The sequence below is a fragment of the Cellulosimicrobium sp. ES-005 genome, assembly GCF_040448685.1.
GTDB lineage: Bacteria > Actinomycetota > Actinomycetes > Actinomycetales > Cellulomonadaceae > Cellulosimicrobium > Cellulosimicrobium cellulans_G.
Genome location: NZ_CP159290.1, coordinates 1,498,362 through 1,523,046 on the forward strand (window position 1 = coordinate 1,498,362; position 24,685 = coordinate 1,523,046).

Consider the following 24,685-nt stretch of genomic DNA (forward strand, 5'->3'; position numbering starts at 1 on the left):
CCCCGGTGATCTTCCGGACCGCCGCGACCACCGCCGCGCTCGCGATCGTCCTCGCGATCGTCGGCGCGGTCACGGGACCGCAGTGGGACCCGGTGCCCGTGACCGAGCACCTGGAGCCCACGACGCCCGACACGACGATCGGGGGCCAGCCTCCCGGCGGCGCCGACCCCGTCGGCACGTACGACGTGCGCGAGACGGACGTGACGATCCGGCTCGACGGCGCGACGGTCGGGGGCATCCTGCGCGAGCCCGTCGACGCGGGCGACGACCTCCCGGGCGTGGTGTTCGTGCACGGCGCGGGCACGGGCCTGGCGACGGAGGCCTTCGTGGACGTCGCGGCCGACCTCGCGAGCGCCGGTGTCGTCACCCTCGTGCCGGACAAGCGCCTCGACACGTACACGACGCGTCACCGCGACTACGAGGCGATGGCGCGCGACTACGAGCGCTCCGTGGACCTGCTCCGGACGCGACCCGGGGTCGACCCGGACCAGGTCGGGCTGTACGGGGAGTCGGAGGGCACGTGGATCGTGCCCGTGATGGCCGTCGAGGACCCGACGATCGCGTTCTCCGTGCTCGTGTCCGCCCCGGTCGTGCCGCCGCGCCAGCAGGCCGCGTTCGCGGTCGACAGCTACCTGCGCAACACGGACGTCCCGCACGGGGTGTTCCGGGCGATCCCGCGCGCGGTCGGCATGGCGATCCCCGGGGGCGGCTTCGAGTACGCCGACTTCGACGTCGAGCCGTTCCTCGAGCGGCTCACCCAGCCCGTCCTCGTGGTCTACGGCACCGCGGACCCGTCGATGCCGGTCGAGCAGGGGGCGCGGCAGATCCTCGACGCGACGGGGCCGTCGTCGGCGTCGGGCGGCGCCGACGTGACCGTGCGGTTCTACGAGGACGCGAACCACGGGATCAAGATCGACGACGTGCTCGTCCCCGACTTCCCGCGCGACCTCGGCGCCTGGATCACGTCCCTCCCCGACAGCGCGACCGCGCAGCCCCAGGTCGCCGGGGCCGAGCCGAACCAGCAGTACCTCGCCGGTCCCGTCCCCACCCCGCGGTGGCTCGGCAACGGCGACCTCCTCGTCGGGCTCGTGCTCGGCGCGGTGGGTCTCCTCGTGCTCGGGCCGCTCGTCGGGCTCGTCGGAGGGCTCGTGCGCCGTCTGCGCCGCGTCGCCGGGCGCCCGAGCGCGCCCGCCGGTCTCGCGCCCGGCTTCCGCGCGCCGCTCGCCGGGCTCGGCGCGGGCGCCCTCGGGACGACGGTGGCCCTCGTGGTCTACCTCGTCGCCGTCGCCCGGCTCGCCCTCGACTACGAGAAGGACGCCTGGGTCGTGCAGGGCGGGTGGATCGGGGTGCGGCTCGTCGGGCTCGCGACGCTCGTCGCCGCGGCCCTCCTGATCAACCGCTCCGCCGAGGTCCGGACGGCCCGGCGCGCCGCGGCGGACCTCGCCGACGCGGCCGGCACGGGCGTCGAGGAGGGCCGGGCCGGGGCGCTGCGGGTCGCGCGGGGCCTGACGACGCACGTCATGCTGTGGTGCGTCGTCGCGGGTGCGGCGATCCTCCTCGTGATCCTCGCGTACTGGGGCGTGTACCAGCTCGGCATCTGACCGCCCGCCCGGGCGCGGGCGCCTCCGCGTGCGTATCGTGGACAGGTGAGGCGCCGTCGGCTCGCGCAGGACCGGGCGGCTCGTGCCGGGCACGTCACCCACGAGCCGACGACGGACGGTGCCAGCGCGTCGGCGGGTGCCGTCAGCTTCGAGCTCCTGCCCCCCGAGCTGCGCACGGACGACCGCTTCGACGCCGTGTTCGACGGCGAGCCGGAGGCCGCGAGCGACGGCGACCGGTCGGGGCGCACGGCCCCGGGCACCTCCAGCGACGGGCGCCGTGGCCCGCACGCCCGGAGCGCCGGGACCGCGTCGCGACCCGCGACGGCCGCGGCAGGATCCGCCCGGACCGCGCGCGAGCGCGGACGGTCCCGGCGCAGCGACGGCACGGACGCACCGCGGCGCGCCTGGTACGCGCACCCCGTCCCGTGGGTCGCCGTCGCGGTCGCCGCCGCGTTCGCGGGCTCGGTCGCCTTCACCGCCTCGATGGAGGACGCGCGGCCCGTCGACGTCACCGCGCTCGCGGGCGGGCTGCGCCCCCTCGACGCACCGCCCGAGCCGCGGTGGTCCGTGCCGGTCGCGCCGGGCTCCGAGGTCGTCCCGGCAGTGGGCGCCGTCGTCACGGTCGACGGCGCGCTCACGGCGCACTCGGTCGAGGACGGCTCGGTCCTCTGGCGGTCCGAGCGGCTCGGCGACCGGGCCACGTGCCTGCCGGCCCAGGGCGAGCCGGCCCGGGAGGTGGTGGTGTGCGCCGTGCCGTCGGGGTGGCGCGAGCAGGTCGTCCGGCTGGTCACCGTCCGGTCCGCGACGGGGGAGGTCGTCGGCGACCGGACCGTCGAGACCGCGGGCCGCCTGTCGGTCGTGCCCGTCGGCGCCGGCGACGTCGTGCGCGCGTGGTGGCGGGGCGGCGAGGTCGCGCTCGTGCGCGAGGACGCGGCGACCGGAGAGGTCCGCTGGGACCGGTCGCTCCCGCACGACGGGCTCGGGCGCGGGGGCGACGTCGTGCTCGACGTCCGCCGCGGGGTGGTCGACGTCCTGGCGCCGGGCGTCGCCGCGGCGCTCACGGAGGACGGCCGCTCGCTCGTCGAGGACGACGTGTGGACGATCGTGCGGCTCCAGGACGGCCGCTACGTCGGGAACGAGTACGGGCGCGGCACGGCGACCGTCTTCACGGCCGCGGGCGAGCCGGACTTCCGGATCAAGGGCCGCGTCCTCGAGGCACCCCTCTCGGACGGTTCCGCGCCCGGCGTGATCGTCACCAACACGTTCGGGAGCATCGTGGGGGTCGACGCGGCGACCGGCTCGGAGCTCTGGTCCCTCCCGGGCACCGGCCTGCGAGCCGTCGCGCGCGTCGACGGGCGCGTCGTCGTCCAGACGGACTCGGCGTACCGCAGCGTCGACGCGCGCACCGGGGAGGAGGCCTGGGCCGTGACCGTCGACGACAGCGGGCCCTGGCCGGTGCTCACGGACGGACGGTCGCTCTTCGTGACCGAGCGCGGCCGCGAGGGTCAGGGGCTCGTGTCGCTCGCGCTCGACGACGGGGCCGTCGAGTGGCGCTGGGCCCTGCCCGAGAACACGTACCACGTGGTCGCGGTCGAGGGCCGCCTCTTCCTGCTCGGCGCGGACCGGCTGACGGCCGTGTCCTGAGCCGTCCCGTCGTATCGGGGGTCCGCGCCGCGTGGGCGCTTGAAGACGCACGTGATGAACCGGTAGAAACGGTCGGGGCCCGTCGGGCCGGCGTGCGTGCGTACGGCACGGCGCGACAGCGTAGGGAGTGCACGATGACCAACCAGACAGAGCCGGCCGAGGACCCGCAGCCGCGCGCTGCGGGCACCGGGCCGACCACGGCGCCCGACGGCGTCGCGGTGGGTGACGGGGACTCCTCGGCCGAGCGCGCACCGGGTGGGGCGCCTGCGGAGCCGGGCGCGGGGGACGACGGCGGACAGGGCGGCGTCGAGGAGGCCGAGGCTCCCGCGGGGCCGGCCGCCACGGCCACCGCACCAGGTCCGGTCTCGCCCTTCGCCGGGATGCCCGTGAGCGACTACGTGCGTGACGGCGTCGCGGCCCTCCTGCTCCTCGTGTCCCTCGCACTGCCGTGGGACGCCGCGAGCCGCGCGTCCGACAAGATCGAGGTCGTCCTGCTGACGATCCTCTCCCTGCTCACCCTCGCGCTGCCGTACCTCGCCCGCACCGGGGTGCTGCCCGCGACGTGGACCGTGCACACGACGCGGAAGGTCCGTCTGCTCGCCAACGCCCCGTACGTCCTCCTCGTCGGCGTCTACCTCGTCGTCGACGTCGTCGGGGGCGGGGACTTCGGCGACGGCTGGGGCGGCGTCGGCTCCGCGGCCGCACTCGGGCTCGCGGGCGCGATCCTCGCGGCGCAGCCGCGCGAGAGCGAGCTCGGACCGCAGGACCAGGACCGCGCGGTCACGAACCGCTGGCTCCAGGCGCTCCTCGCGGGGGCCGCGGTCCTCGCGGTGACCGTCCTGCTCACGATCATCCTGACCGTCACGGGGACCCGCCTCGGCGGCGCGCTCCTCGTCCTGTTCGTGCTCGTCTCCGCGCTCTTCGTCCTCGCGCTCGTCGGCCTGCCGACGTACGGCACGTGGCGCCGGTCCGAGGCGGCGCGCCTCACGCTCGTCGGGCTGGGGGTCATCCTCGCGGTGGCGTTCGTGCTGGGCTCGGGCAACAACGGGCTCGTCACGATCGAGAGCACGCACCGCGGCCGGTTCGGGCTCGTGCTCGTCCCGGCGCTCGCCGCGATCGCCGCGGCGCCTGCGGTGCACCGCGCGATGACGGTGGCCGACCCCGTGAAGACCTGGGTGCGCGTCGCCGTGAACGCCCTCGACCTCGCGCTCGTCGTCGCCGGGTACGTCGCCGTGAGCGCCGTGCTCACGCTGGCCGAGGGCGCTCGCGGCGTGCCGGTCGTGCTCGCCGTCGTGGTGGGCGTGCTCGCGGCGGCCGTCGCGTTCGTCGCGCGCCGCTCGCTCGCCCGCGACGCGACGACCGGCCGGCCGCTCGCCCTCGGTGGCGCCGGTGTCGTCGCGCTGCTGGGCATCGTCCTGCTCGTCGTGACGTCCAACCGGGTCGTGCTCGGCGGTGGCGTCGAGCACGTGCTCCTCGCGTTCGGGCTCCCGCTGCTCGTCGTCGGTGCCCTGACGGTCCCGCGCGAGGTGCGCGCGTACTTCGCCGAGCACCGTCCGGTCCCGGCCGCTGCTGCCGGGGCGGCGGCGCAGGCGTACGTCTGGCAGCCGCCCGCGCCCAAGCCGGTCCGGCAGGCGCCCGTCGCGCCGTCCGGACCCGCGGCGGCGCAGCCGCCGGCCGGTTCCTACCCCGGGGCGCCGCACGGTGGTGCGGCGTACCCGGTGGCTGCGCAGACCGGTCCGGTCGCCGCGCAGCAGCCGGACCAGGGCCGCTGGGCGCCTGCAGGCGGCGACGCCACCGAGGTCCTCCCGGTCCAGCAGGTCGAGCCCGAGCGCAGCGGGTACGCGGCACGCCCGGGGCTCGACCCCGACCAGGGCCCCGCGACCGCCGTCATGCCGGCGTACCAGGAGGGGCAGCCGGGCACCGGCCCGCAGCCGACCGCGCAGCCCGGCGCCGGGTCGCCCGCGCAGGGCCACCAGGGGTACGGCCAGCAGGGATACCCCCAGCCGGGCTACCAGCAGCAGCCGCAGCAGGGCTACGGCGGTGGCTACGGGCAGCAGCCCACGGCGCAGCCGCAGCAGTCGTACTCCCCGCCCGCCCAGGTCCCGGGCTTCACGGCCGCCCAGGCGCTCGACCCGAGCACGCCGCTCGAGGTCCTCGCGCAGATCGTCCAGGACGCGCCGCACCTGCGTCCCCAGGTGGCGGCGAACCCGTCCACGTACCCGGCGCTGCTGGAGTGGCTCGGCAACCTCGGCGACCCCGCCGTCGACGCCGCGCTGCGCTCGCGCCGCTGACCGAGCGACGACGCCCGGTCGCCCTCCCTCGGAGGCGGCCGGGCGTCGTCGTGCCACCCGGCGAGAGGGACGGGCGGGGCCGAGCCCCGGACCTCCGCGGCCCGCGCGTGCGACGTGCCCGAGGAACGGACGTCCGCGGGGCACGGACCGCGGAGGAGTACAGTGGCGTCGTGCACCTGATGCGGCAGCTCCTCCTTCGTTGCCGCGGCGAGGCTCTCTAGCCGGTCCCTCGTCGCGGTGGTCGGTGTGCCGGCTGACACCCATCAGACGACCCGAAGGACCCACGATGAACGCCTCAGCCCCCTCCTCGACGCCGACCGCCACGGACGCGAACCCGCAGCAGCCGTCGGGCATGCCGATCCACAAGTACCTGCCGTTCCACCGGCAGATCGACGTGTCGGTGCCCGACCGCACGTGGCCCGACAAGCGCATCGAGACCGCCCCGCGCTGGTGCGCGGTGGACCTGCGCGACGGCAACCAGGCCCTCATCGAGCCCATGAACGCGGAGCGCAAGCTGCGCATGTTCGAGCTGCTCGTCGAGATGGGCTACAAGGAGATCGAGGTCGGCTTCCCGTCGGCCTCGCAGACCGACTTCGACTTCGTCCGGATGCTCATCGAGGAGGACCGCATCCCCGACGACGTCGTCATCCAGGTCCTGACGCAGTCGCGCGAGCACCTCATCGCCCGCACCTACGAGGCGATCAAGGGCGCGAAGCAGGCGATCGTCCACCTGTACAACTCGACGTCTGTGCTCCAGCGCGAGGTCGTGTTCCGCTCCGACCCCGAGGGCATCATCGCGATCGCCGTCGACGGCGCGCGGCTGTGCAAGAAGTTCGAGGAGACGGTCCCCGAGACCACCGTCTACTACGAGTACTCGCCCGAGTCGTACACGGGGACCGAGCTCGAGTTCGCCGCCCGCATCTGCAACGAGGTGCTCGACGTCTTCGAGCCCCGCCCGGACCGCAAGGTCATCATCAACCTGCCCGCGACGGTCGAGATGGCGACGCCCAACGTCTACGCCGACTCGATCGAGTGGATGAACCGGCACCTGAACCACCGCGAGAACGTCGTCCTGTCGCTGCACCCGCACAACGACCGCGGCACCGCGGTCGCCGCGGCCGAGCTGGGCTACCAGGCGGGCGCCGACCGCATCGAGGGCTGCCTGTTCGGCAACGGCGAGCGCACCGGCAACGTGTGCCTCGTGACGCTGGGGATGAATCTGTTCAGCCAGGGCATCGACCCGCAGATCGACTTCTCCGACATCGACCACGTGCGCCGCACCGTCGAGTACTGCAACCAGCTCGGCGTGCCCGAGCGCCACCCCTACGCCGGCGACCTCGTCTTCACGGCGTTCTCCGGCTCGCACCAGGACGCCATCAAGAAGGGCTTCGACGCGATGGCCGCCCACGCGGAGGCCGAGGGCAGGACGGTCGACGACCTCGTCTGGGCCGTCCCGTACCTGCCGATCGACCCCAAGGACGTCGGCCGCTCCTACGAGGCCGTCATCCGCGTCAACTCGCAGTCCGGCAAGGGCGGCATCTCCTACCTGCTGAGGTCGGAGCGCCACCTCGACCTGCCGCGGCGCCTGCAGATCGAGTTCAGCCAGGCGGTGCAGCACCACACCGACCAGCAGGGCACCGAGGTCACGGGCGACGACATCTGGCGGATCTTCTCCGACGAGTACCTGCCCGTCGAGCCCGACTCCGGCCTGGAGCCGTGGGGTCGGCTCAAGCTGCGCTCCACGCGCGCGTCGTCGAGCGAGGACGGTCCGGACACCCTGAGCGTCGACGTGCTCGACCGCGGCGAGGAGCTGACGCTCGAAGGCACGGGCAACGGCCCGGTCGCGGCGTTCGTCGACGCGATCGCGCAGGTGGGCGTCGACGTCCGCGTGCTCGACTACGCCGAGCACGCCCTGTCCGAGGGCGGCGACGCGCTCGCCGCCGCCTACGTCGAGTGCCAGGTGGGCGACGACGTCCTGTGGGGCGTCGGGATCGATCCGTCGATCACGACCGCCTCGCTCAAGGCCATCGTGTCCGCGGTGAACCGCGCGGAGCGCACCGCCTCCTGAGACGCAACGCAGCCCCCGCCCGACCCGTCGGGCGGGGGCTGCGTTGTGCTGACGAAAAGCGAGAAGTCGCCCCCGCCGGCAGCCTGGGAGGGGCACCTTCTCGCATCTCACGACCGGGGGCCCGGTGTGGGTCGGCACGGGGCGTGGGTGGGATGGCGGACAATAGGGGCGTGGTGCTGTACCGAGACGACGCGATCGTGCTGCGCGCCCAGAAGCTGGGCGAGGCGGACCGCATCGTCACCCTCCTGACGCGCGAGCACGGGAAGGTGCGCGCCGTCGGCAAGGGCGTGCGTCGCACGTCGTCCCGGTTCGGGGCGCGGCTGGAGCCGTTCATGGTCGTCGACGTCCAGCTCTACGCGGGGCGGTCCCTGGACACGGTGACGCAGGCGGAGACGATCGGCCCGTACGCGCGGCGGATCTGCGAGGACTACGGTCTGTACACGGCGGGCGCCGTGATGCTCGAGACCGCGGAGCGGCTCGTCGCCGACGAGAGAGAACCCGCCGTGCAGCAGTACTGGCTGCTCGCGGGGGCGCTCCGGGCGCTGTCCGAGCAGGCGCACGCCCCCGGCCTGGTGCTGGACTCCTACCTCCTGCGCGCGCTCGCCGTCGCCGGCTGGGCGCCGTCGTTCGAGGACTGCGCACGGTGCGGCGAGCCGGGCCCCCACCACGCGTTCGCCGTCGCGCAGGGGGGCGCGGTGTGCTCGCGCTGTCGTCCGCCCGGGTCGACGGCACCCGCCCCCCAGACCTTCGCCCTCCTCGCCGCGCTGCTCGCGGGGGAGTGGGAGACTGCCGACGCCTCGGACGCGCGGCACCGCAAGGAAGCGAGCGGCCTCGTGGCCGCCTACAGCCAATACCACCTGGAGAGAACGTTGCGATCACTGCGCATGGTCGAGCGGGACGCGCCCGCCGCCCCGTCTGCCGCCTCGCCCGCGGGGCCGGTCGGCGTCGTCGCCGACCGCCGGGGTGCGGGGGCGGACGCCTGATGGCGAAGCGGACCTACGCGGCGCCGTTCCCGCACCCGAGCGGTGCGCGGCCCCCGGCGATCCCGGCGCAGTTCGTGCCGAACCACGTGGCCGTCGTCATGGACGGCAACGGCCGCTGGGCCAACGCGCGCGGGCTGCCCCGCACCGCGGGCCACGAGGCCGGCGAGGCGGCGCTGCTGGACGTCGTCGCGGGGGCGATCGAGATCGGCGTCAAGCACGTGTCGGCGTACGCGTTCTCGACGGAGAACTGGAAGCGCTCGCCCGACGAGGTGCGGTTCCTCATGGGCTTCAACCGCGACGTCATCCGGCGACGTCGTGACGAGATGGACTCGTGGGGAGTCCGCGTGCGCTGGGCAGGGCGTCGTCCTCGCCTCTGGGCGTCGGTGATCAAGGAGCTCGAGGTCGCGGAGGAGCAGACGAAGGAGAACGACGTCTGCACCCTGACGATGTGCGTCAACTACGGCGGGCGCGCGGAGATCGCCGACGCCGCGGCCGCTATCGCGCGCGAGGTCGCCGCGGGGCGGCTCGACCCCGGCAAGGTCACCGAGCGGACGATCCAGCAGCACCTCGACGAGCCCGACCTGCCGGACGTCGACCTCTTCCTGCGCAGCTCGGGCGAGCAGCGCACGTCCAACTTCATGATCTGGCAGGCCGCCTACGCGGAGCTCGTGTTCCTCCCCGAGCCGTGGCCCGACGTCGACCGCCGGTCGCTGTGGCGCGCGGTCGAGGAGTACGCGCGGCGCGACCGTCGCTACGGCGGCGCGGTGGACGCGGTGGGCGGCACGGTCTGACGTCGTGCGCTCGCCGTGCGGGGCGCGCCGGTCGTCGTCGGGACGCCGTGGGCGCCGGCCGGTAGCGTGCGCGGCATGGCTCTGAGCATCGGCATGGTGACCGTCGACTCCACCGACCCGCGACCGCTCGCGCACTGGTGGGCGCGCCAGCTCGGCGGGCGGGTCGTCGACGAGTCGGACGGATGGTTCCTCGAGGTCGTGCCCGCCGAGGGGGTGACCGCACCCGTCCTCGGCTTCCAGCGCGTCGAGGACCCGACCCCCGGCAAGAACCGCCTGCACCTCGACCTCGGCGCGTCCGACCGCGAGGCGGACGTCGCCGCGCTCGTGGCGGACGGCGCGACGTTCGTCGCGGAGCACACGGTCCCGGGCTACCGCTGGGCCGTGCTCGCGGACCCGCAGGGCAACCAGTTCTGCGTCGGCGCGGCCGACGGCTCCGCGACGACGGTCGGCTGAGGCGCCGGGGGACGTCCGGTCCGTCAGCCGGCGAGCACGTCGAGCCGGGCGGCGAGCTCGACCGGTCGGCTGAGCGCCACGAGGTGCCCGCCGGGCAGCGTCTCGACGTCGGCGCCCAGGCGCTCGCGCGCGACGGCGCGCTGGAAGGCCACGGGGAAGAGGCGGTCGTCGTCACCCTGGAGCACGACCGTGGGCGCTGTCGGCCAGGCGCGGGCCGGCCAGGGCTCGGCGAACGAGCGTTCGGACGGCTGCCGGTCGCTGCGCTGCACGGCGGCCGCGACCGCCTCGGGCACGTCGTGGAGGAAGTCGTCCACGGGGTCGAACGGCCCGAGGCCCGTCGCGGCACGGCGCGCTGCGTGGTCCGTCGCGCGCCACCAGTCGGCGCCCGACTCGCCCGGCAGCGGGATCATCGGGTTGAGCAGCACGAGCAGGCGGACCGGATCGCGCTCGCACACGAGCGGGCCCACGTACGCGCCCATGGACTGGGCCACGACGACGAGGTCGTCCCGCTCGGCGAGTCCGGCCGCGCGGTGCAGGGTCTCGACGGCGACGTCGGTGAGGTCGGCCCAGCCGTAGGCCTCGTCGTGCTGGGGCAGGTCGACGGGGACCGGGAGGTGACCGAGCCGGGCGAGCTCGGGCGCGAGCAGGTCCCAGTACGCGGGGTCGCCGCCGGCGCCGGGCAGCAGGAGGAACGTGGTCATGCCCGTTCGGACGGTCGGGCGCGCGTCATCTCATCGGTCGAGGCGCGGCGCGTCCTGCGTGTCCTGGACGCGGGGGTCGAGGACGAGACCGTCTCCCTCGAGGGCGGCGATCGCACCCGCCGGAGCGACGGTCTCCCGGGCGGCGCGGCGTCGAACCATGACGACCACCCCGACGGCCACGCCGACGACCAGCAGGACCAGGGCCGCGACGCCCCACGGCGACCCGGTCGCCGCGGCGAAGGCGGCCGTCCACACGGCCCAGCCGACGGTCGCGTAGATGGTCGCGTGGACCGCGCACCCGAGCGTCATCGCGGCGAGGTAGCGGCCGAACGGCATCCGGACGACCCCCGCGGCGGCGTTCACGACGGTCTTGGTCCCGGTCGCGAGGAAGGACACGGGGACGGCGAGGACGCCCCAGCGGCGGACGGTCTCGATCCCGCGCGCCGCCGAGCGTCCGGACAGCCAGGCGTGGACGCGCGCGACCCACGGCTTCACGGGCCGCGTGCGGTCGAGCGTCCACGTCGTGACGAGTCGCGCGATCCAGTACGTCGCCTGCGTCCGCACGAACGCGATCGCGAAGAAGAACGCGAAGAGCGCGGCGAACGGGGCGCCGTCCAGCGCGTCGGGCACGGCTCAGTCCCGCGCGGAGGCGCGTGCGCACCCCGCGCACGTGCCGAACAGCTCGATCGTGTGCTGGATGTCGACGAACCCGTGCGACGTGCCCACCTGGTTGGCCCACGTCTCGACGGTCGGGCCGTCGATCTCGACCGTGCGGCCGCACGTGCGGCACACGAGGTGGTGGTGGTGCTCGCGGCGCTCGCACCGGCGGTAGAGGTTCTCCCCCTCCTCGGTGCGCAGCACGTCGACGTCGCCGCCGTCCGCGAGGCTCTGGAGCGTGCGGTAGACGGTCGCGAGCCCCACGTTGTCCCCGCGGGTGCGCAGGATCTCGTGGAGCTGCTGGGCGCTGCGGAAGTCGTCGAGGTCCTCGAGAGCGTCCGAGACGGCGGCGCGCTGCCGGGTCATGCGCTGCACGTGTCACCTCCGGGTGTGCGGTTCGACGCCCCCGAGGGTACGAGGTCGAGCTCGACGTCGTCGGGGATGTCCGGGTGCGGGTCGCGCGCCACGCGCGGGCGTCGGCGGACCCACAGCGGCCGCAGGACGGCGACGAGCAGGTAGGTCGCGATCGCGAGGACCACGATGGTCGCACCCGGCGAGACGTTGTTCCAGTAGGTGAAGGACAGCCCCACGACGCACACGACCACGCCGACGACCGACGCGACGAGCATCGTCCGGCGGAACGAGCGCGTGACGAGCTGCGCGACCGCGACGGGCACGATCATCAGCGCGCTCACCAGCAGCAGCCCGACGACCCGCATCGACACCGTCACGGTGAGCGCGGCGACGACGGCGACGGCGATGTTGAGCGTGCGCACGGGCAGGCCCGACGCGCGCGCGAACTCCTCGTCGTGGCTCACGGAGAACAGCGCGGCGCGCAACCCGACCCCGACGAGCAGGATCACCGCGCTGAGCACGACGGTGAGGACGAGGTCCGACGACGTGACGGTCGAGATGGAGCCGAAGAGGTACTGCATGAGGCTCCCGGACGAGCCGCCCGCGAGGCCGATGAGCAGGACGCCGCCCGCGATGCCGCCGTAGAAGAGCAGCGCGAGCGCGAGGTCGCCGCTCGTGCGGCCGCGCTCGCGCACGACCTCGATGGCGACCGCACCGAGCACGGCGGCGACCACCGCGCCGGGGATCGCGAGCGCGTCGTTCGGGACGACGCCCATCGCGGCCCCGACGAGCCACCCGAGCGCGACGCCGGTGAGGGCGACGTGCCCGATGCCGTCGCCGAGGAGCGAGAGCTTGCGCTGCACGAGGTACGTGCCCACCACGGGCGCGCTGACGCCGACCAGGAGCGCGGCGAGGAGGGCGCGCTGCATGAGCGGGTCGGTGAGCATGAGGGAGATCTCGGAGAACAGCGTGGTCATGAGGCCGTCCTGGGTGCGTGACCCGCGGCGAGGTCGGGGTTCAGGGTGTCGGTGAGGCCCGTCTCCGGACCGGCGGTGCGGTTGTCGGTGTCCGCGGGCTCGTGCGGGTGGAGGTGCTGGTGCGTGGCGCCCGCGTGGGTCGACGACGCGCGGGGCGGGGCGCCGTCGTGCACGACGCGGCCGTGCCGCAGCACGACGGCGCGCTCGATGAGCGGGGCGAGCGCGCCGAGCTCGTGGAGGACGACGAGCACCGTGAGCCCGTCGCCGACGAGCCGCGTCATGGTCGCGGCGAACGCCTCCTGGCTGGGCTTGTCCACGCCGGCGACGGGCTCGTCGAGGACGAGGAGGTCGGGCCGGCGGACCAGGGCGCGCGCGATGAGCACGCGCTGCTGCTGGCCGCCCGACAGCTCGGCGGTGGAGTCGTCCGCGCGGTCGGCGAGCCCGACGAGGTCGAGCGCCTCGACCGTGCGCGCACGCCAGCCGCGGGGGAGCCGGAGGCGGCCGCCGCCGAGGAGCCCGGAGGCGACGACCTCGGACGCCGTGGACGGCATGCCCGACGGCGCGGCGACGCGCTGCGGCACGTAGCCCAGACGTCGCCAGGGCAGGCGAGGACCGAGCGGTGCGCCGAACAGGTCGACGGAGCCGCGGGACAGCGGGACGATCCCGACGAGCGCCCGCACGAGCGTCGACTTGCCCGACCCGTTGGCACCGAGGACCGCGACGACCTCGCCGGCGCCGACGGTCAGGTCGATCCCGCGCAGGATCTCGCTGCCGCCGAGGGTCACGTGGACGTCGCGCGCGGCGACGAGCTCTGCCGCGCCCGTCATGAGCAGGCGAGGCCGGAGGTGAGCGCCTCGAGGTTGGACTCCATGACCTCACGGTAGTCCGTCGCACCCTCCGCGAGGCTCTCGATCGGGTCGAGGAGGGCGGTCTGCACGCCGAGGTCGTCGGCGAGCGTCTGGGTCACCTTGGGGCTCACGAGCGTCTCGAAGAAGATCGTGGTCACGCCGTTCTCGCGGACGATCTCGCCGACCGCGCGCAGGCGCGCGGGCGACGGCTCGGCCTCGGGGTCGATGCCCGAGACGCCCACCTGGTGCAGGTCGTAGCGCTCCGCCAGGTACCCGAACGCCTCGTGCGACGTCACGAGCGTCGCCCCCGAGCACGGCGCGAGCGCCTCGGCGAGCTCGGTGTCGAGGTCGTCGAGGTCGGCGGTGAGAGCGGCGGCTCCGGCGGCGTAGTCGTCCGCGTGGTCGGGGTCGATCGCGGAGAGCTCGTCGGCGACGGCGTCGCCGACGGCGGCGAGGCGCGTCGGGTCGAGCCAGAAGTGCGGGTCGGTCGCGCCGTGGTCGTGGCCGTCGCCGGACTCGTCCGTGTGCTCGGCGTGCTCCTCCGCGGTCTCGTCGGCGTGCTCGCCCTCGCCGCCGGGGTGCTCCTCGAGCCCCGCCGACTCGGCGGCGTCGACGACGTGCTCCGGGGCGCGCTGCTCGATCCCCTCGTCGACGGCGGGCTGGAAGCCGGAGAGGTAGACGACGAGGTCGGCGTCGCCGATCGCACGCACCTGGGCGGGCGCGAGCTCGAGGTCGTGCGGCTCGGCCGCGGGCGGGGTGAGGTTGGAGACGTCGACGTGCTCGCCGCCGATCTGCTCGACGACGTACTGGAGCGGGTAGAACGACGCGAGCACCTGGAGGCGCCCGTCGTCGCTGCCGCCGGCGCCGGGGGAGTCGCCGGGGGAGCACGCCGCGACGAGCGCGGCCGTGGCGAGGGCGGCGGTGGTGGCGAGGGCGCGACGGCGCCGAGCGGGGGAGCGGTGCATGACCACCAGTGTCCGCCTTCTTGAGAATGAATGTCAAAACCGATCCCGGTGAGGCCGGTCACGGGCCGGGTACGCTGGTCGGTCGGCGCCCGTGCGGGCGCCGCCCACCCGTCCAGCCCCCACGAGCCACGTGCGGGGCCGTGAGCACCAGGAGTGATGTCCGTGGCCGCAGCGCCCTCACCCACCGCCCGTCTCGACGCCGTCGTCTCCCTCGCCAAGCGGCGTGGGTTCGTCTTCCCCTCGGGCGAGATCTACGGCGGTACCCGCTCCGCCTGGGACTACGGGCCGCTCGGCACCGAGCTCAAGGAGAACATCAAGAAGCAGTGGTGGCGCGCCATGGTCACCAGCCGCGACGACGTCGTCGGCCTCGACTCGTCCGTCATCCTCCCGCGCCAGGTGTGGGTGGCCTCGGGCCACGTCGGCGTCTTCACCGACCCGCTCACGGAGTGCCTGCACTGCCACAAGCGGTTCCGTGAGGACCAGATGATCGAGGAGTTCGAGGAGAAGAAGGGCCGCGCGCCCGAGGGCGGCCTCGCCGAGATCGTGTGCCCCAACTGCGGCACGCGCGGCCAGTGGACCGAGCCGCGCGACTTCAACATGATGCTCAAGACCTACCTCGGCCCCGTCGAGGACGAGTCCGGTCTGCACTACCTGCGTCCCGAGACGGCGCAGGGCATCTTCGTGAACTTCGCCAACGTCATGGGCGCGAGCCGCAAGAAGCCCCCGTTCGGCATCGGCCAGATCGGCAAGTCGTTCCGCAACGAGATCACGCCGGGAAACTTCATCTTCCGCACGCGCGAGTTCGAGCAGATGGAGATGGAGTTCTTCGTCGAGCCCGGCACGGACGCCGAGTGGCACCAGTACTGGATCGACACGCGCACCGACTGGTACGTCGACCTCGGCATCGCGCGCGACAACCTGCGCCTGTACGAGCACCCGCAGGAGAAGCTCTCGCACTACTCGACCCGCACGGTCGACATCGAGTACCGGTTCGGCTTCTCCGGCTCGGAGTGGGGCGAGCTCGAGGGCATCGCGAACCGCACGGACTTCGACCTCAAGACCCACGCCGAGCACTCGGGCAAGGACCTGTCGTACTTCGACCAGACGAAGAACGAGCGCTGGGTCCCCTACGTCATCGAGCCGGCGGCGGGTCTCACCCGCTCGCTCATGGCGTTCCTCGTCGAGGCGTACACCGAGGACGAGGCGCCGAACGCGAAGGGCGGCGTGGACACGCGCACCGTCCTGCGCCTCGACCACCGCCTCGCGCCGGTCAAGGCCGCCGTGCTCCCGCTGAGCCGCAACGAGCAGCTCTCGCCCAAGGCGAAGGATCTCGCGACGGAGCTCCGCAAGTACTGGAACGTCGACTTCGACGACGCCGGCGCCATCGGCCGCCGGTACCGCCGTCAGGACGAGATCGGCACGCCGTTCTGCATCACCGTCGACTTCGACACGCTCGACGACCAGGCCGTGACGATCCGGCACCGCGACTCGATGGCCCAGGAGCGCGTGGCGCTCGACAAGGTCACCGAGTACCTCGCCGGGCACCTGCTCGGCGCCTGACCGTCCGACCGGCCGCGCGGGGAGTCCGCGCGCCGGGCACGCAGGAGGGGCGGGACCTTGCGGTCCCGCCCCTCCGTCGCGTCGTCCGGGACGCGTCGCCCCCTGCGGCCTCGCGCTAGCGGGCCGCCCCCTTCGCCCGGTTGAGCAGGCCGACCACGAGGCTCACGACCAGCACGATGATGCCGATCCAGATGAGGATCCATGCGGCCTTGATAGCGACACCGAGGATGAGCAGCACGGCGCCGACGATGACCAGGATGAGCCAGAGAGGCATGTCGTCCCTTTCGTCCGGGTCCGGCCTGGATCGCCGGACCTTCCCACCGTCACACGGGTCGCGACCACTCGCGCGTTCAGAGACCCTCGCGGGGGAGCGTCGACCGGATGGGACAATGGAGCGCGTGACTGCTCCCGCCCCCGCACTCAGCACCACGCCCGACACGGTCGCCGGCACTGCTCCCGCCGGTGCCGGGCGGCTGCTCGCACCCCTGCGGATCGGTCCGATCGTCGTCGACACCCCGGTTGTGCTCGCCCCGATGGCGGGCGTCACGAACCGCGCCTTCCGCACGCTGTGCCGCGAGGCCGGCGCGAGCGGCGGCGACGACCCCGGTCTCTACGTGGCCGAGATGGTGACGAGCCGTGCGCTCGTCGAGCGCAACACCGAGGCGCTGCGCATCGTGACGTTCGGTGCGGACGAGACGCCGCGCTCCGCGCAGGTGTACGGCGTCGACCCGGCGACCGTGCGCGAGGCGGTGCGCATCATCGTCGCCGAGGACCGCGCCGACCACGTCGACCTCAACTTCGGCTGCCCCGTGCCCAAGGTGACGCGCAAGGGCGGGGGAGCGGCCCTGCCCTGGAAGCGGGACCTGTTCACGGCGATCGTGCGAGGCGCCGTCGAGGCGGCGCGCCCCTACGGCGTGCCGGTGACCGTGAAGATGCGCAAGGGCATCGACGACGACCACCTCACCTACCTCGAGGCCGGCCGGATCGCCGAGGGCCTGGGCGTCGCGGCCGTCGCGCTGCACGCCCGCACCGCCGCCGAGCACTACTCCGGCACCGCGGACTGGACCGCGATCGCCCGCCTCAAGGAGGCCGTGACGAGCGTGCCGGTGCTCGGCAACGGCGACATCTGGTCCGCCGAGGACGCGGTCCGCATGGTGCAGGAGACGGGCTGCGACGGGGTCGTCGTCGGCCGCGGCTGCCAGGGTCGTCCCTGGCTGTTCGCCGACCTCGCCGCCGCGTTCGCGGGCCGTCCCGAGCGCGTGCGCCCCGGGCTGCGCGAGGTGGCCGACACGATCTACCGTCACGGCGAGCTCATGATCGACTACTTCGACGGCGACGAGGGCAAGGGCATGCGCGACCTGCGCAAGCACATGGCCTGGTATCTCAAGGGCTACGCCGTGGGCGGCGACGCGCGCCGCGCGCTCGCGATGGTCTCGACGCTCGCCGAGCTGCGCGCTCTCCTCGACGACCTCGACCAGGACGCGCCCTACCCCGGCGAGGCCGCCGAGGGGCAGCGCGGTCGCGCCGGGTCGCCCAAGACGCCGCACCTGCCCTACGGCTGGCTCGACTCGCGCGAGCTCGACGCGGAGCACGAGGAGCGCCTGCGCGAGGCCGAGCTGAGCGTCTCCGGCGGCTGACGCCGGTCGGGCGACGCGAACGAGGGGACCACGGTGCGGTTCGAGGGGCGGCCGTCGTGGCGACTGTCGGTGTCGGACGACGGAGACCTCGGCCTGCTGCTCTGGGTCCGCGACGCGCTCGCGCTCGCCGTCTCGGCCGACGACGCGCCGCCGCGCAGCGAGCCGGGACCGCCCGACCGGTCGGCACTGGTTCCCGCGGACGAGCGCGACGCCGCGGCGTCGCGGTGGATCGCCTGGTGGCGCGCCGCCCTCGCGTTCGAGGCCGTCGGCCGGACGCAGGAGCCGCCGGCGGGGGAGGACGCGTTCCTCGGCTGGGTCCGCGCGCGGTCCGTGGCGCGGGACGCCGTCGGTTCACCGCCCGCGTTCGCGGCGCTGGACGACGTGCCCGCGCTGCGTGACGCCGTCGCGCACCTGTTCCCCGAGGCGCACCGCGCCCTCGCGGCGCGCGAGGCGGACCGCGCCAGGGCGCTGCACCGACGAACGGCGGCGGACGACCGTCGAGCGCTCGCTGCGGACGTGGCCCGCACGCACGGCGTCGGGATCGGTGAGGTGCGCGGCGCCGTGCTCCTGGTCCCGGTCGCCGGACCATGGTGGCGCGTCGCCGCCCCGGGGGCGGTCGTGTGCTCCGCGTCCGCCTACGTCGACGACGCGGCGTTCGCGGCCGAGGTGGTCCGTGTCGCGTTCGAGTCCGGGCTGCGGGCATGAGGACGGCCGGGGCCCTCGCGGACCCCGGCCGTGCTCGGCTCAGCCGCTCAACGCGCGCGCAGCCACACCGTCGTGTCGGACGGGACGCGGACCTGCGGGTCGGCCGAGCGGTCGGTGAGCACCGGGCCCGACGCGACGAGCACCTCCGTGCCGCGCGGCAGCCCGACGGGCTCCGTGCCGAGGTTCGCGAGCACGACGACGTCGCGGTTGCGCAGCGCGACGACGTCCACGGAGTCCGCGTAGTCCTCGACCCACGCGAGCGTGCCCGAGCCGAGGCGCTCCGCGCGGCGCGTCGCGAGCGCGGTGCGGTAGGTCTCGTAGGTCGAGCCCTCGACGCCGCGCTGCGCGTCGGCGGCGTAGCGCGCGTAGGACGCGGGCTGGGGGAGCCACGTCTTCCCGGACGGGCCGAAGCCGAACCCGTCGGCGTCCGCGTGCCAGGGGATCGGGATGCGGCAGCCGTCGCGGCCCGCCTCGGCGCCCTGGGTCCGGAAGAACGCGGGGTCCTCGCGCACGTCGTCGGGCAGCGCGGTGTGCTCGGGCAGGCCCAGCTCCTCGCCCTGGTAGAGGTACGACGACCCGGGCAGGCCGAGCATGAGCAGCGACGCGGCGCGCGCCCGGCGCAGGCCGAGCTCCTCGTCGGGCTGCGGGTCGTGCGCGAAGATCCCGTTGGGGCGCAGACCCGGGTCGGCGAGGCCGAGGCGCGACGCGTGCCGCACGACGTCGTGGTTCGACAGGACCCACGTCGTGGGAGCGCCGACCTCGTCGTTCGCACGCAGCGACGCCGCGATCACGGTGCGCAGCGGCGCCGCCGACCACGCGGTGGTGAGGAAGGAGAAGTTGAACGCCTGGTGCATCTCGTCCGGGCGGACGTAGCGCGCGAGGCGCGAGAGCGGCTCGACCCACGCCTCGGCGACCAGGGCGCGGTCGCCGTCGTACTCGGCGAGGACGCGGTGCCACGCACGGTAGATCTCGTGGACGCCGTCCTGGTCGAACATCGGGCCGGAGTTGCCGGCGCCCGTGGACCCGTCCTCGGGGGCGCCCGGGTCGGTCTCCTCCTCGGCGGTGCCCTCCACCATGGACACCGTGCCGTCCCAGTCGGGCAGGCCGTCTGCCTTGATCATGCCGTGCGCGACGTCGACGCGGAACCCGTCCACGCCCTTGTCGAGCCAGAAGCGCAGGACCTGCTCGAACTCCTCGCGGACCTCCGGGTTGTCCCACGCGAGGTCCGGCTGGGTCGAGTCGAACAGGTGCAGGTACCACTGGCCGGGGGTCTCACCCTCGGCCCCGGTGACGGGGCGCGCGTCGGGCCCCGCGGTCACGCGGGTCCACGCGGGGCCGCCGAAGATCGACTGCCAGTTGTTCGGGGGCAGCTCGCCGTGCTCGCCCTCGCCCTCGCGGAACACGTAGCGCGCGCGCTCGGGCGAGCCCTCGGGCGCGGCGAGCGCCGCCCGGAACCACGCGTGCTGGTCGGAGGTGTGGTTCGGGACGAGGTCGACGATCACGCGGATGCCGCGGGCGTGCGCCTGGGCGAGCAGCTCGTCGAAGTCGGCGAGCGTGCCGAACAGCGGGTCGACGTCGCGGTAGTCGGCGACGTCGTAGCCGGCGTCCTTCTGGGGCGAGCGGTAGAACGGGCTCAGCCACACCGCGTCGATCCCGAGCTCGGCGAGGTGGTCGAGCCGGGACGTGATGCCGGGAAGGTCGCCGATGCCGTCGCCGTCGCCGTCCGCGAAGGAGCGGGGGTAGACCTGGTAGATCACGGCGTCGCGCCACCACTCGGGCGCCTCGCCGGGGCCGGCGTGCACGAGCGCCCCGGTGCTGAAGGGCGCGGGCGCGGTGGTGGTGGCGGTCGGCGTCGAATCGATACGAGTCATCGAGCTGTCGGTCCTCACGTGCGTGGTGTCGGGGTTCTCGGGGGGATTCGCTCGGCAGGCGGAGCGGGGGTGACGCGACCCGCTGTCGAGTGTAAGCGCTTGCGGTGACGAGTCGCGGCGTGCGGCCCGGGCCGGCGTCGCGACGTCCGTCGGCGCCGGGCGTGCAGCCGCGGCGCGTCGCCGTCAGGCGGTGGGCGAGCCCGTCGTCGGGGCGGCGCCCGTGGAGTCGCGGACGATGAGCTCGGGCTGGAACAGCAGCTCGGACCGCGGCGCCCGCTCGCCCGCGATCTCGGTGAGCAGCGCGCTCACCGCGGCGTGCGCCATCGCGTTCACGGGCTGGCGCACCGTGGTCAGGGGCGGGTCGGTGAAGGCGATGAGCGGCGAGTCGTCGTAGCCCACGACCGAGACGTCCTGGGGCACGCGCAGGCCGCGCGAGCGGGCCGCGCGGATCGCGCCGAGGGCCATGAGGTCGGAGCCGCAGACGATCGCGGTGTGGCCGGAGTCGATGAGCTCCCCGGCGGCCGCCTGGCCGCCCTCGACGGTGTAGAGCGTGACGACGACGTGCTGCGCCGCCTCGGACTCGTCGGCCACGAGGCCGTGGCGCACGAGCGAGTCGGCGAAGCTCGCGAGCTTGCGCTGGGCCGGGACGAAGCGGTCGGGCCCGATCGCGAGCCCGACGCTGCGGTGCCCGAGCGAGACTAGGTGGCGCACCGACAGCTCGACGCTCGCGACGTCGTCGGGCGAGACGAACGGCGCGTCGATGCCCTCGGCGAACCCGTTGACCAGCACGATCGGGATGCCCCGGCTGCGCAGCCGCTCGTAGCGCTCGTGGCTCGCCTGGGTGTCGGCGTGCAGGCCGGAGACGAAGACGATGCCGTCGACCGCGTGGTCCATGAGCATGTCGACGTAGTCGTCCTCGGTGGTCCCGCCGGGCGACTGCGTGCACAGGAGCGGGGTGTACCCGTGCTCCGACAGCAGCGACTCGATGGTCTGGGCGAACGCGGGGAAGACGGGGTTCGTCAGCTCGGGGACGACGAGGCCGACGAGGCCGGCCGAGCGGGTGCGCAGCGTCGAGGGGCGTTCGTAGCCCAGCACGTCGAGCGCGGCGAGGACCGCCTGGCGGGTCTCGCTCGCGACGCCGGGCTTCCCGTTGAGGACGCGCGAGACCGTCGCGGTGGAGACGCCGGCCTGGGCGGCGAGATCGCTGAGACGGGTGCGCACATGGGGAAGCGTAGGGGACACCGGACCTCCTCGTCCTGGTCGTCCGGTCGGTGGGCCGCGAGCCTCCGTGCGGAGGCGCGCCGACCCGTCGGCCGGGGGAGGCGGGGCGGACGCCGGACGGCGCCCTGTAAAGCGTTCCATGAAAGTTACCGCAACGACTTGCATCGGTGCCACCTCGCGCTCTACCGTCGTCGCATCAGGGCCACGGTCGGTGCGAAACCGACGTCGGCCGCCACCGCACTGCAACATGCTGGGAGTGACCACTGATGCGACGGAGCATCCTTCTTGCCGCCGCGCTGACCACGACGTTGGCGCTGGCCGCCTGCTCGTCCGGCGGCTCGGGAGACGAGAGCACCGACGAGCCGAGCGCCGAGGACACCTCCGCCGGCGGCACGCTCACCGTCTGGGTCGACGAGACCCGCCAGGACGCCGTGACCGCGGCGGCCGAGTCGTTCGAGGCCGAGACGGGGACGACCGTCGAGGTCGTCCTCAAGAACTTCGAGGACATCCGAGCGGACTTCCTCGCGCAGGTCCCGACCGGCGAGGGTCCCGACATCACGGTCGGCGCGCACGACTGGCTCGGCGAGCTCACGACGAACGGCGTCGTGGCGCCGCTCGAGCTCGGCGACAAGGCGGCCGACTTCGAGGACGTCTCGATCGAGGCGTTCACGCAGGACGGCCAGGTCTACGGCCTGCCCTACGCGATCGAGAACATCGCCCTGATCCGCAACACCGCTCTCGCGCCGACCGCTCCGGCGACGTGGGACGAGGCCGTCGCCGCCGGCCAGGCCGCGGGGACGCAGTTCCCGATCCTGGTCCAGTCGGACGGCGACAAGGGTGACCCGTACACCCACTACCCGTTCCAGACGTCGTTCGGTGCCCCGGTCTTCACGCAGAACGAGGACGGCAGCTACACGTCCGAGCTCGCGATGGGCGGCCCCGAGGGCCAGGCGTACGCGCAGTGGCTCGGCGCCCAGGGCGCCGCGGGCGTGCTCAGCCAGGACACCACGTACGACATCGCGGTCGAGGCGTTCAAGAACGGCCAGTCCCCGTTCATCGTCGGCGGCCCGTGGATGATCGACTCGTTCGAGGGCATGGACCTGTCGATCGACCCGATCCCGACCGCCGGCGGCCAGCCCGCCCAGCCGTTCGTCGGGGTGCAGGGCTTCTACCTCAGCGCCGAGAGCAAGAACGCGATCGTCGCGAACGACTTCCTCGTGAACTTCCTGTCCACGGAGGAGGCGCAGCTCGCCCTCTACCAGGCAGGCAACCGTCCGCCGGCGCTGACGGTCGCGGCCGACTCCGCCTCGGCGGGCGACCCGATCGTCGCGGGCTTCCGGGCCGTCGGTGCCGAGGCCGTGCCGATGCCCTCGATCCCCGAGATGGCGTCCGTCTGGAGCTTCTGGGGCGTCACGGAGGCCGCGATCGTCAGCGGTGCCGACCCCGTCCCGACGTGGGACAAGATGATCGCCGACATCCAGGGCGCGATCGACTCCTGACCCGGCTCGGACCGGAACGCCGTCGCGGTGCGCAGGGTCACCTGCGCGCCGCGACGGCGTCACCGCCGGTCCGGCACCGGCCGCGACGCGGCACGACGACACTCGGGACGACGCGGGACGAATCGCGTCACGACCTCGGAGGCACCAGGATGTCCGCCCCACAGACCACGACCGACGCAGAAGTCGGCCCTCTCGGAACCGACGGGCCGCCGCCGCGGCACACCCCTGGGTTGCGCGCGGCGGACGCCTCGCACGCACGGGACTACAGCCCCGGGTTCTTCGTCAAGCTCGCGCTCATGGCCGTCGTCGACGCGCTCGGCGTGTACGTGGTCTGGTCCGCGTGGACCGCGGGCTCGTACGGGATCCTCGCGGCGTCCCTGGCGATGCTCGTCGTCGCGAACTGGGTGTACTTCTCGAGGCGCGCGCTGCCGCTCAAGTACATCCTTCCCGGGCTGCTCTTCCTCCTCGTCTACCAGATCTTCGTGGTCGGCTACACCGGGTACGTCGCGTTCACCAACTACGGCACCGGGCACAACGCGACCAAGGAGCAGGCGGTCTCCGCGCTGCTCATCCAGAACGAGCGCCGCGTCGAGGGCTCTCCGTCGTCGGCCCTGACCGTGGTCGAGGACGGCGACGCGCTCGGCTTCGCGGTCGTCACCGAGGACGGAGAGGTCGAGGCCGGGACGGCGGACCGGCCGCTCGCCGTCGTGGACGGCGCGACCATCGAGGACGGGCGCGCGACCGACGTCCCCGGGTTCACCGTGCTGCCCCGCGACCAGGTGCTCCAGCGGCAGGCCGACGTGACGGAGCTCCGCGTGCCGGTCTCGGACGACCCCGCGGACGGCTCGATCCGCACGACGGACGCGCGGACCGGCTACGTCTACACCTCGGCGCTCGAGTGGGACCCCGCGGCGGACACCATGACCGACACGACGACCGGGACGGTCTACACTCCGAACGACGAGGGCCAGTTCCAGGCCCCCGACGGCTCGACCCTCGCGGTCGGGTGGCGCGTGCCGGTCGGCTTCGACAACTTCGTCACCGCGTTCTCCGACGCCCGCTACGCGCAGCCGTTCGTCAAGATCCTCGTGTGGACGTTCGTCTTCGCGATCGGCTCGGTCGTCACGACGTTCCTGCTCGGCCTGTTCCTCGCGATCGTGTTCAACGACACGCGGATGCGCGGGCGCAAGGTCTACCGGACGCTCATGATCCTGCCGTACGCGATCCCGGGGTTCCTCGCCGCGCTGCTGTGGTCCGGGCTGCTCAACACGCGGTTCGGGTTCATCAACGAGGTGATCCTCGGCGGCGCGCACATCCCGTGGCTCACGGACCCGTGGCTCGCGAAGCTCTCGGTGCTCGGCGTGAACCTGTGGCTGGGCTTCCCCTACATGTTCCTCATCTGCACGGGCGCGCTGCAGTCGCTGCCGGGCGACGTCATGGAGGCGGCCAAGATCGACGGCGCCGGGCGCTGGCGGACGTGGCGGGCGATCACGCTCCCGCTCCTGCTCATCGCGACCGCGCCGCTGCTCATCTCGTCGTTCGCCTTCAACTTCAACAACTTCACGCTCATCTACATGCTCACCGGCGGCGGTCCACGGTTCGCCGACGCGTCCGTCCCGCTCGGCCACACCGACATCCTCATCTCGATGGTCTACTCGATCTCGGGTGTCGACGGGTCCGCCCAGAAGGACTTCGGTCTCGCGAGCGCGCTGTCGATCGTCATCTTCGTCATCGTGGGGACGATCTCGGCCATCGCCTTCCGCAGCACGCGCAAGTTCGAGGAGATCAGCTGACATGGCGACCACCCAGGCACCCCCCGTCGTCGGCGGTCGTCCCGCCCCGTCCGTGGCCTCGCGGAA

The 24,685-nt window shown here is 73.8% G+C and carries 21 protein-coding genes; 12 read left to right on the forward strand and 9 right to left on the reverse strand.

Translation table 11 applies throughout. The features are described from left to right. Nucleotides 1-5: 5 nt before the first annotated feature. From ABRQ22_RS06400 to ABRQ22_RS06430, 7 genes are all read left to right on the forward strand, one after another. The gene (locus tag ABRQ22_RS06400; protein WP_353708940.1) at nucleotides 6-1,601 is read left to right on the forward strand and encodes an acyl-CoA thioester hydrolase/BAAT C-terminal domain-containing protein; all 1,596 of its coding nucleotides are present in this window, start codon (nucleotides 6-8) and stop codon (nucleotides 1,599-1,601) included. Nucleotides 1,602-1,646: 45 nt separating this feature from the next. Beyond that, entirely contained in the window at nucleotides 1,647-3,245 is a 1,599-nt protein-coding gene (locus ABRQ22_RS06405) for a PQQ-binding-like beta-propeller repeat protein (protein ID WP_353708941.1), read from the forward strand. A gap of 134 nt (nucleotides 3,246-3,379) precedes the next feature. Further along, nucleotides 3,380-5,536, forward strand: coding sequence for a hypothetical protein (locus ABRQ22_RS06410; protein WP_253050309.1), 2,157 nt, complete (start codon nucleotides 3,380-3,382; stop codon nucleotides 5,534-5,536). A gap of 286 nt (nucleotides 5,537-5,822) precedes the next feature. After that, nucleotides 5,823-7,604, forward strand: a complete 1,782-nt coding sequence (gene leuA / locus ABRQ22_RS06415; RefSeq protein ID WP_253050307.1) for a 2-isopropylmalate synthase — start codon at nucleotides 5,823-5,825, stop codon at nucleotides 7,602-7,604. Nucleotides 7,605-7,774: 170 nt separating this feature from the next. After that, nucleotides 7,775-8,587, forward strand: coding sequence for a DNA repair protein RecO (gene recO, locus ABRQ22_RS06420; protein ID WP_353708942.1), 813 nt, complete (start codon nucleotides 7,775-7,777; stop codon nucleotides 8,585-8,587). Next, nucleotides 8,587-9,378 carry an isoprenyl transferase gene (locus ABRQ22_RS06425; RefSeq protein WP_253050303.1) on the forward strand — a complete coding sequence of 264 codons (792 nt, stop codon included), beginning with the start codon at nucleotides 8,587-8,589 and terminating at the stop codon, nucleotides 9,376-9,378. The genes recO and ABRQ22_RS06425 overlap by 1 nt, the downstream gene beginning before the upstream one ends. A 75-nt stretch (nucleotides 9,379-9,453) precedes the next feature. Beyond that, entirely contained in the window at nucleotides 9,454-9,831 is a 378-nt protein-coding gene (locus ABRQ22_RS06430) for a VOC family protein (protein ID WP_253050301.1), read from the forward strand. A gap of 23 nt (nucleotides 9,832-9,854) precedes the next feature. Here ABRQ22_RS06430 and ABRQ22_RS06435 read toward each other — a convergent pair whose 3' ends face one another. From ABRQ22_RS06435 to ABRQ22_RS06460, 6 genes are read right to left on the reverse strand one after another with little or no spacing between them, the layout of a single operon-like run. Beyond that, the gene (locus ABRQ22_RS06435; RefSeq protein ID WP_353708943.1) at nucleotides 9,855-10,532 is read right to left on the reverse strand and encodes an alpha/beta hydrolase; all 678 of its coding nucleotides are present in this window, start codon (nucleotides 10,530-10,532) and stop codon (nucleotides 9,855-9,857) included. Nucleotides 10,533-10,562: 30 nt separating this feature from the next. Then, a complete protein-coding gene (locus ABRQ22_RS06440; protein WP_253050297.1) occupies nucleotides 10,563-11,162 on the reverse strand; it encodes a hypothetical protein in 600 nt (199 codons plus the stop codon). 3 nt (nucleotides 11,163-11,165) lie between these two features. Further along, nucleotides 11,166-11,555 carry a Fur family transcriptional regulator gene (locus tag ABRQ22_RS06445; protein ID WP_253050294.1) on the reverse strand — a complete coding sequence of 130 codons (390 nt, stop codon included), beginning with the start codon at nucleotides 11,553-11,555 and terminating at the stop codon, nucleotides 11,166-11,168. After that, a complete protein-coding gene (locus ABRQ22_RS06450) occupies nucleotides 11,552-12,520 on the reverse strand; it encodes a metal ABC transporter permease (RefSeq protein ID WP_353708944.1) in 969 nt (322 codons plus the stop codon). The genes ABRQ22_RS06445 and ABRQ22_RS06450 overlap by 4 nt, the downstream gene beginning before the upstream one ends. After that, nucleotides 12,517-13,347: a metal ABC transporter ATP-binding protein gene (locus ABRQ22_RS06455; protein WP_353708945.1), complete on the reverse strand. Its 831-nt coding sequence runs from the start codon at nucleotides 13,345-13,347 to the stop codon at nucleotides 12,517-12,519. The genes ABRQ22_RS06450 and ABRQ22_RS06455 overlap by 4 nt, the downstream gene beginning before the upstream one ends. After that, nucleotides 13,344-14,333 carry a metal ABC transporter substrate-binding protein gene (locus tag ABRQ22_RS06460; protein WP_353708946.1) on the reverse strand — a complete coding sequence of 330 codons (990 nt, stop codon included), beginning with the start codon at nucleotides 14,331-14,333 and terminating at the stop codon, nucleotides 13,344-13,346. The genes ABRQ22_RS06455 and ABRQ22_RS06460 overlap by 4 nt, the downstream gene beginning before the upstream one ends. A gap of 156 nt (nucleotides 14,334-14,489) precedes the next feature. Between ABRQ22_RS06460 and ABRQ22_RS06465 the strand changes: the two genes are divergently transcribed. After that, nucleotides 14,490-15,893 (forward strand): glycine--tRNA ligase, encoded by a 1,404-nt coding sequence (locus ABRQ22_RS06465; RefSeq protein ID WP_353708947.1) that lies wholly within the window; start codon nucleotides 14,490-14,492, stop codon nucleotides 15,891-15,893. A gap of 115 nt (nucleotides 15,894-16,008) precedes the next feature. On the opposite strand, the gene ABRQ22_RS06470 is transcribed toward ABRQ22_RS06465, so the two are convergent. After that, nucleotides 16,009-16,167, reverse strand: coding sequence for a hypothetical protein (locus ABRQ22_RS06470; protein ID WP_253050286.1), 159 nt, complete (start codon nucleotides 16,165-16,167; stop codon nucleotides 16,009-16,011). A 115-nt stretch (nucleotides 16,168-16,282) separates the two neighbouring features. On the opposite strand from ABRQ22_RS06470, the gene dusB reads away from it, so the two are divergent. Together dusB and ABRQ22_RS06480 are read left to right on the forward strand one after the other, a co-directional pair. Beyond that, complete coding sequence (gene dusB, locus ABRQ22_RS06475) at nucleotides 16,283-17,530, forward strand: tRNA dihydrouridine synthase DusB (RefSeq protein WP_253050285.1); 1,248 nt, start codon at nucleotides 16,283-16,285, stop codon at nucleotides 17,528-17,530. 33 nt (nucleotides 17,531-17,563) lie between these two features. Beyond that, nucleotides 17,564-18,235, forward strand: a complete 672-nt coding sequence (locus ABRQ22_RS06480) for a hypothetical protein (RefSeq protein ID WP_353708948.1) — start codon at nucleotides 17,564-17,566, stop codon at nucleotides 18,233-18,235. A 47-nt stretch (nucleotides 18,236-18,282) separates the two neighbouring features. Here the strand turns inward: ABRQ22_RS06480 and ABRQ22_RS06485 are convergent, their stop codons facing one another. Then, nucleotides 18,283-20,106 carry a glycoside hydrolase family 13 protein gene (locus tag ABRQ22_RS06485; RefSeq protein ID WP_353708949.1) on the reverse strand — a complete coding sequence of 608 codons (1,824 nt, stop codon included), beginning with the start codon at nucleotides 20,104-20,106 and terminating at the stop codon, nucleotides 18,283-18,285. A 183-nt stretch (nucleotides 20,107-20,289) separates the two neighbouring features. Next, nucleotides 20,290-21,327 (reverse strand): LacI family DNA-binding transcriptional regulator, encoded by a 1,038-nt coding sequence (locus ABRQ22_RS06490; RefSeq protein ID WP_253050282.1) that lies wholly within the window; start codon nucleotides 21,325-21,327, stop codon nucleotides 20,290-20,292. A gap of 266 nt (nucleotides 21,328-21,593) precedes the next feature. Between ABRQ22_RS06490 and ABRQ22_RS06495 the strand changes: the two genes are divergently transcribed. Next, nucleotides 21,594-22,826, forward strand: coding sequence for a maltose ABC transporter substrate-binding protein (locus ABRQ22_RS06495; protein WP_353708950.1), 1,233 nt, complete (start codon nucleotides 21,594-21,596; stop codon nucleotides 22,824-22,826). A 149-nt stretch (nucleotides 22,827-22,975) separates the two neighbouring features. Continuing rightward, nucleotides 22,976-24,619, forward strand: coding sequence for an ABC transporter permease subunit (locus tag ABRQ22_RS06500; protein WP_353708951.1), 1,644 nt, complete (start codon nucleotides 22,976-22,978; stop codon nucleotides 24,617-24,619). The last annotated feature ends 66 nt before the right edge of the window (nucleotides 24,620-24,685 follow it).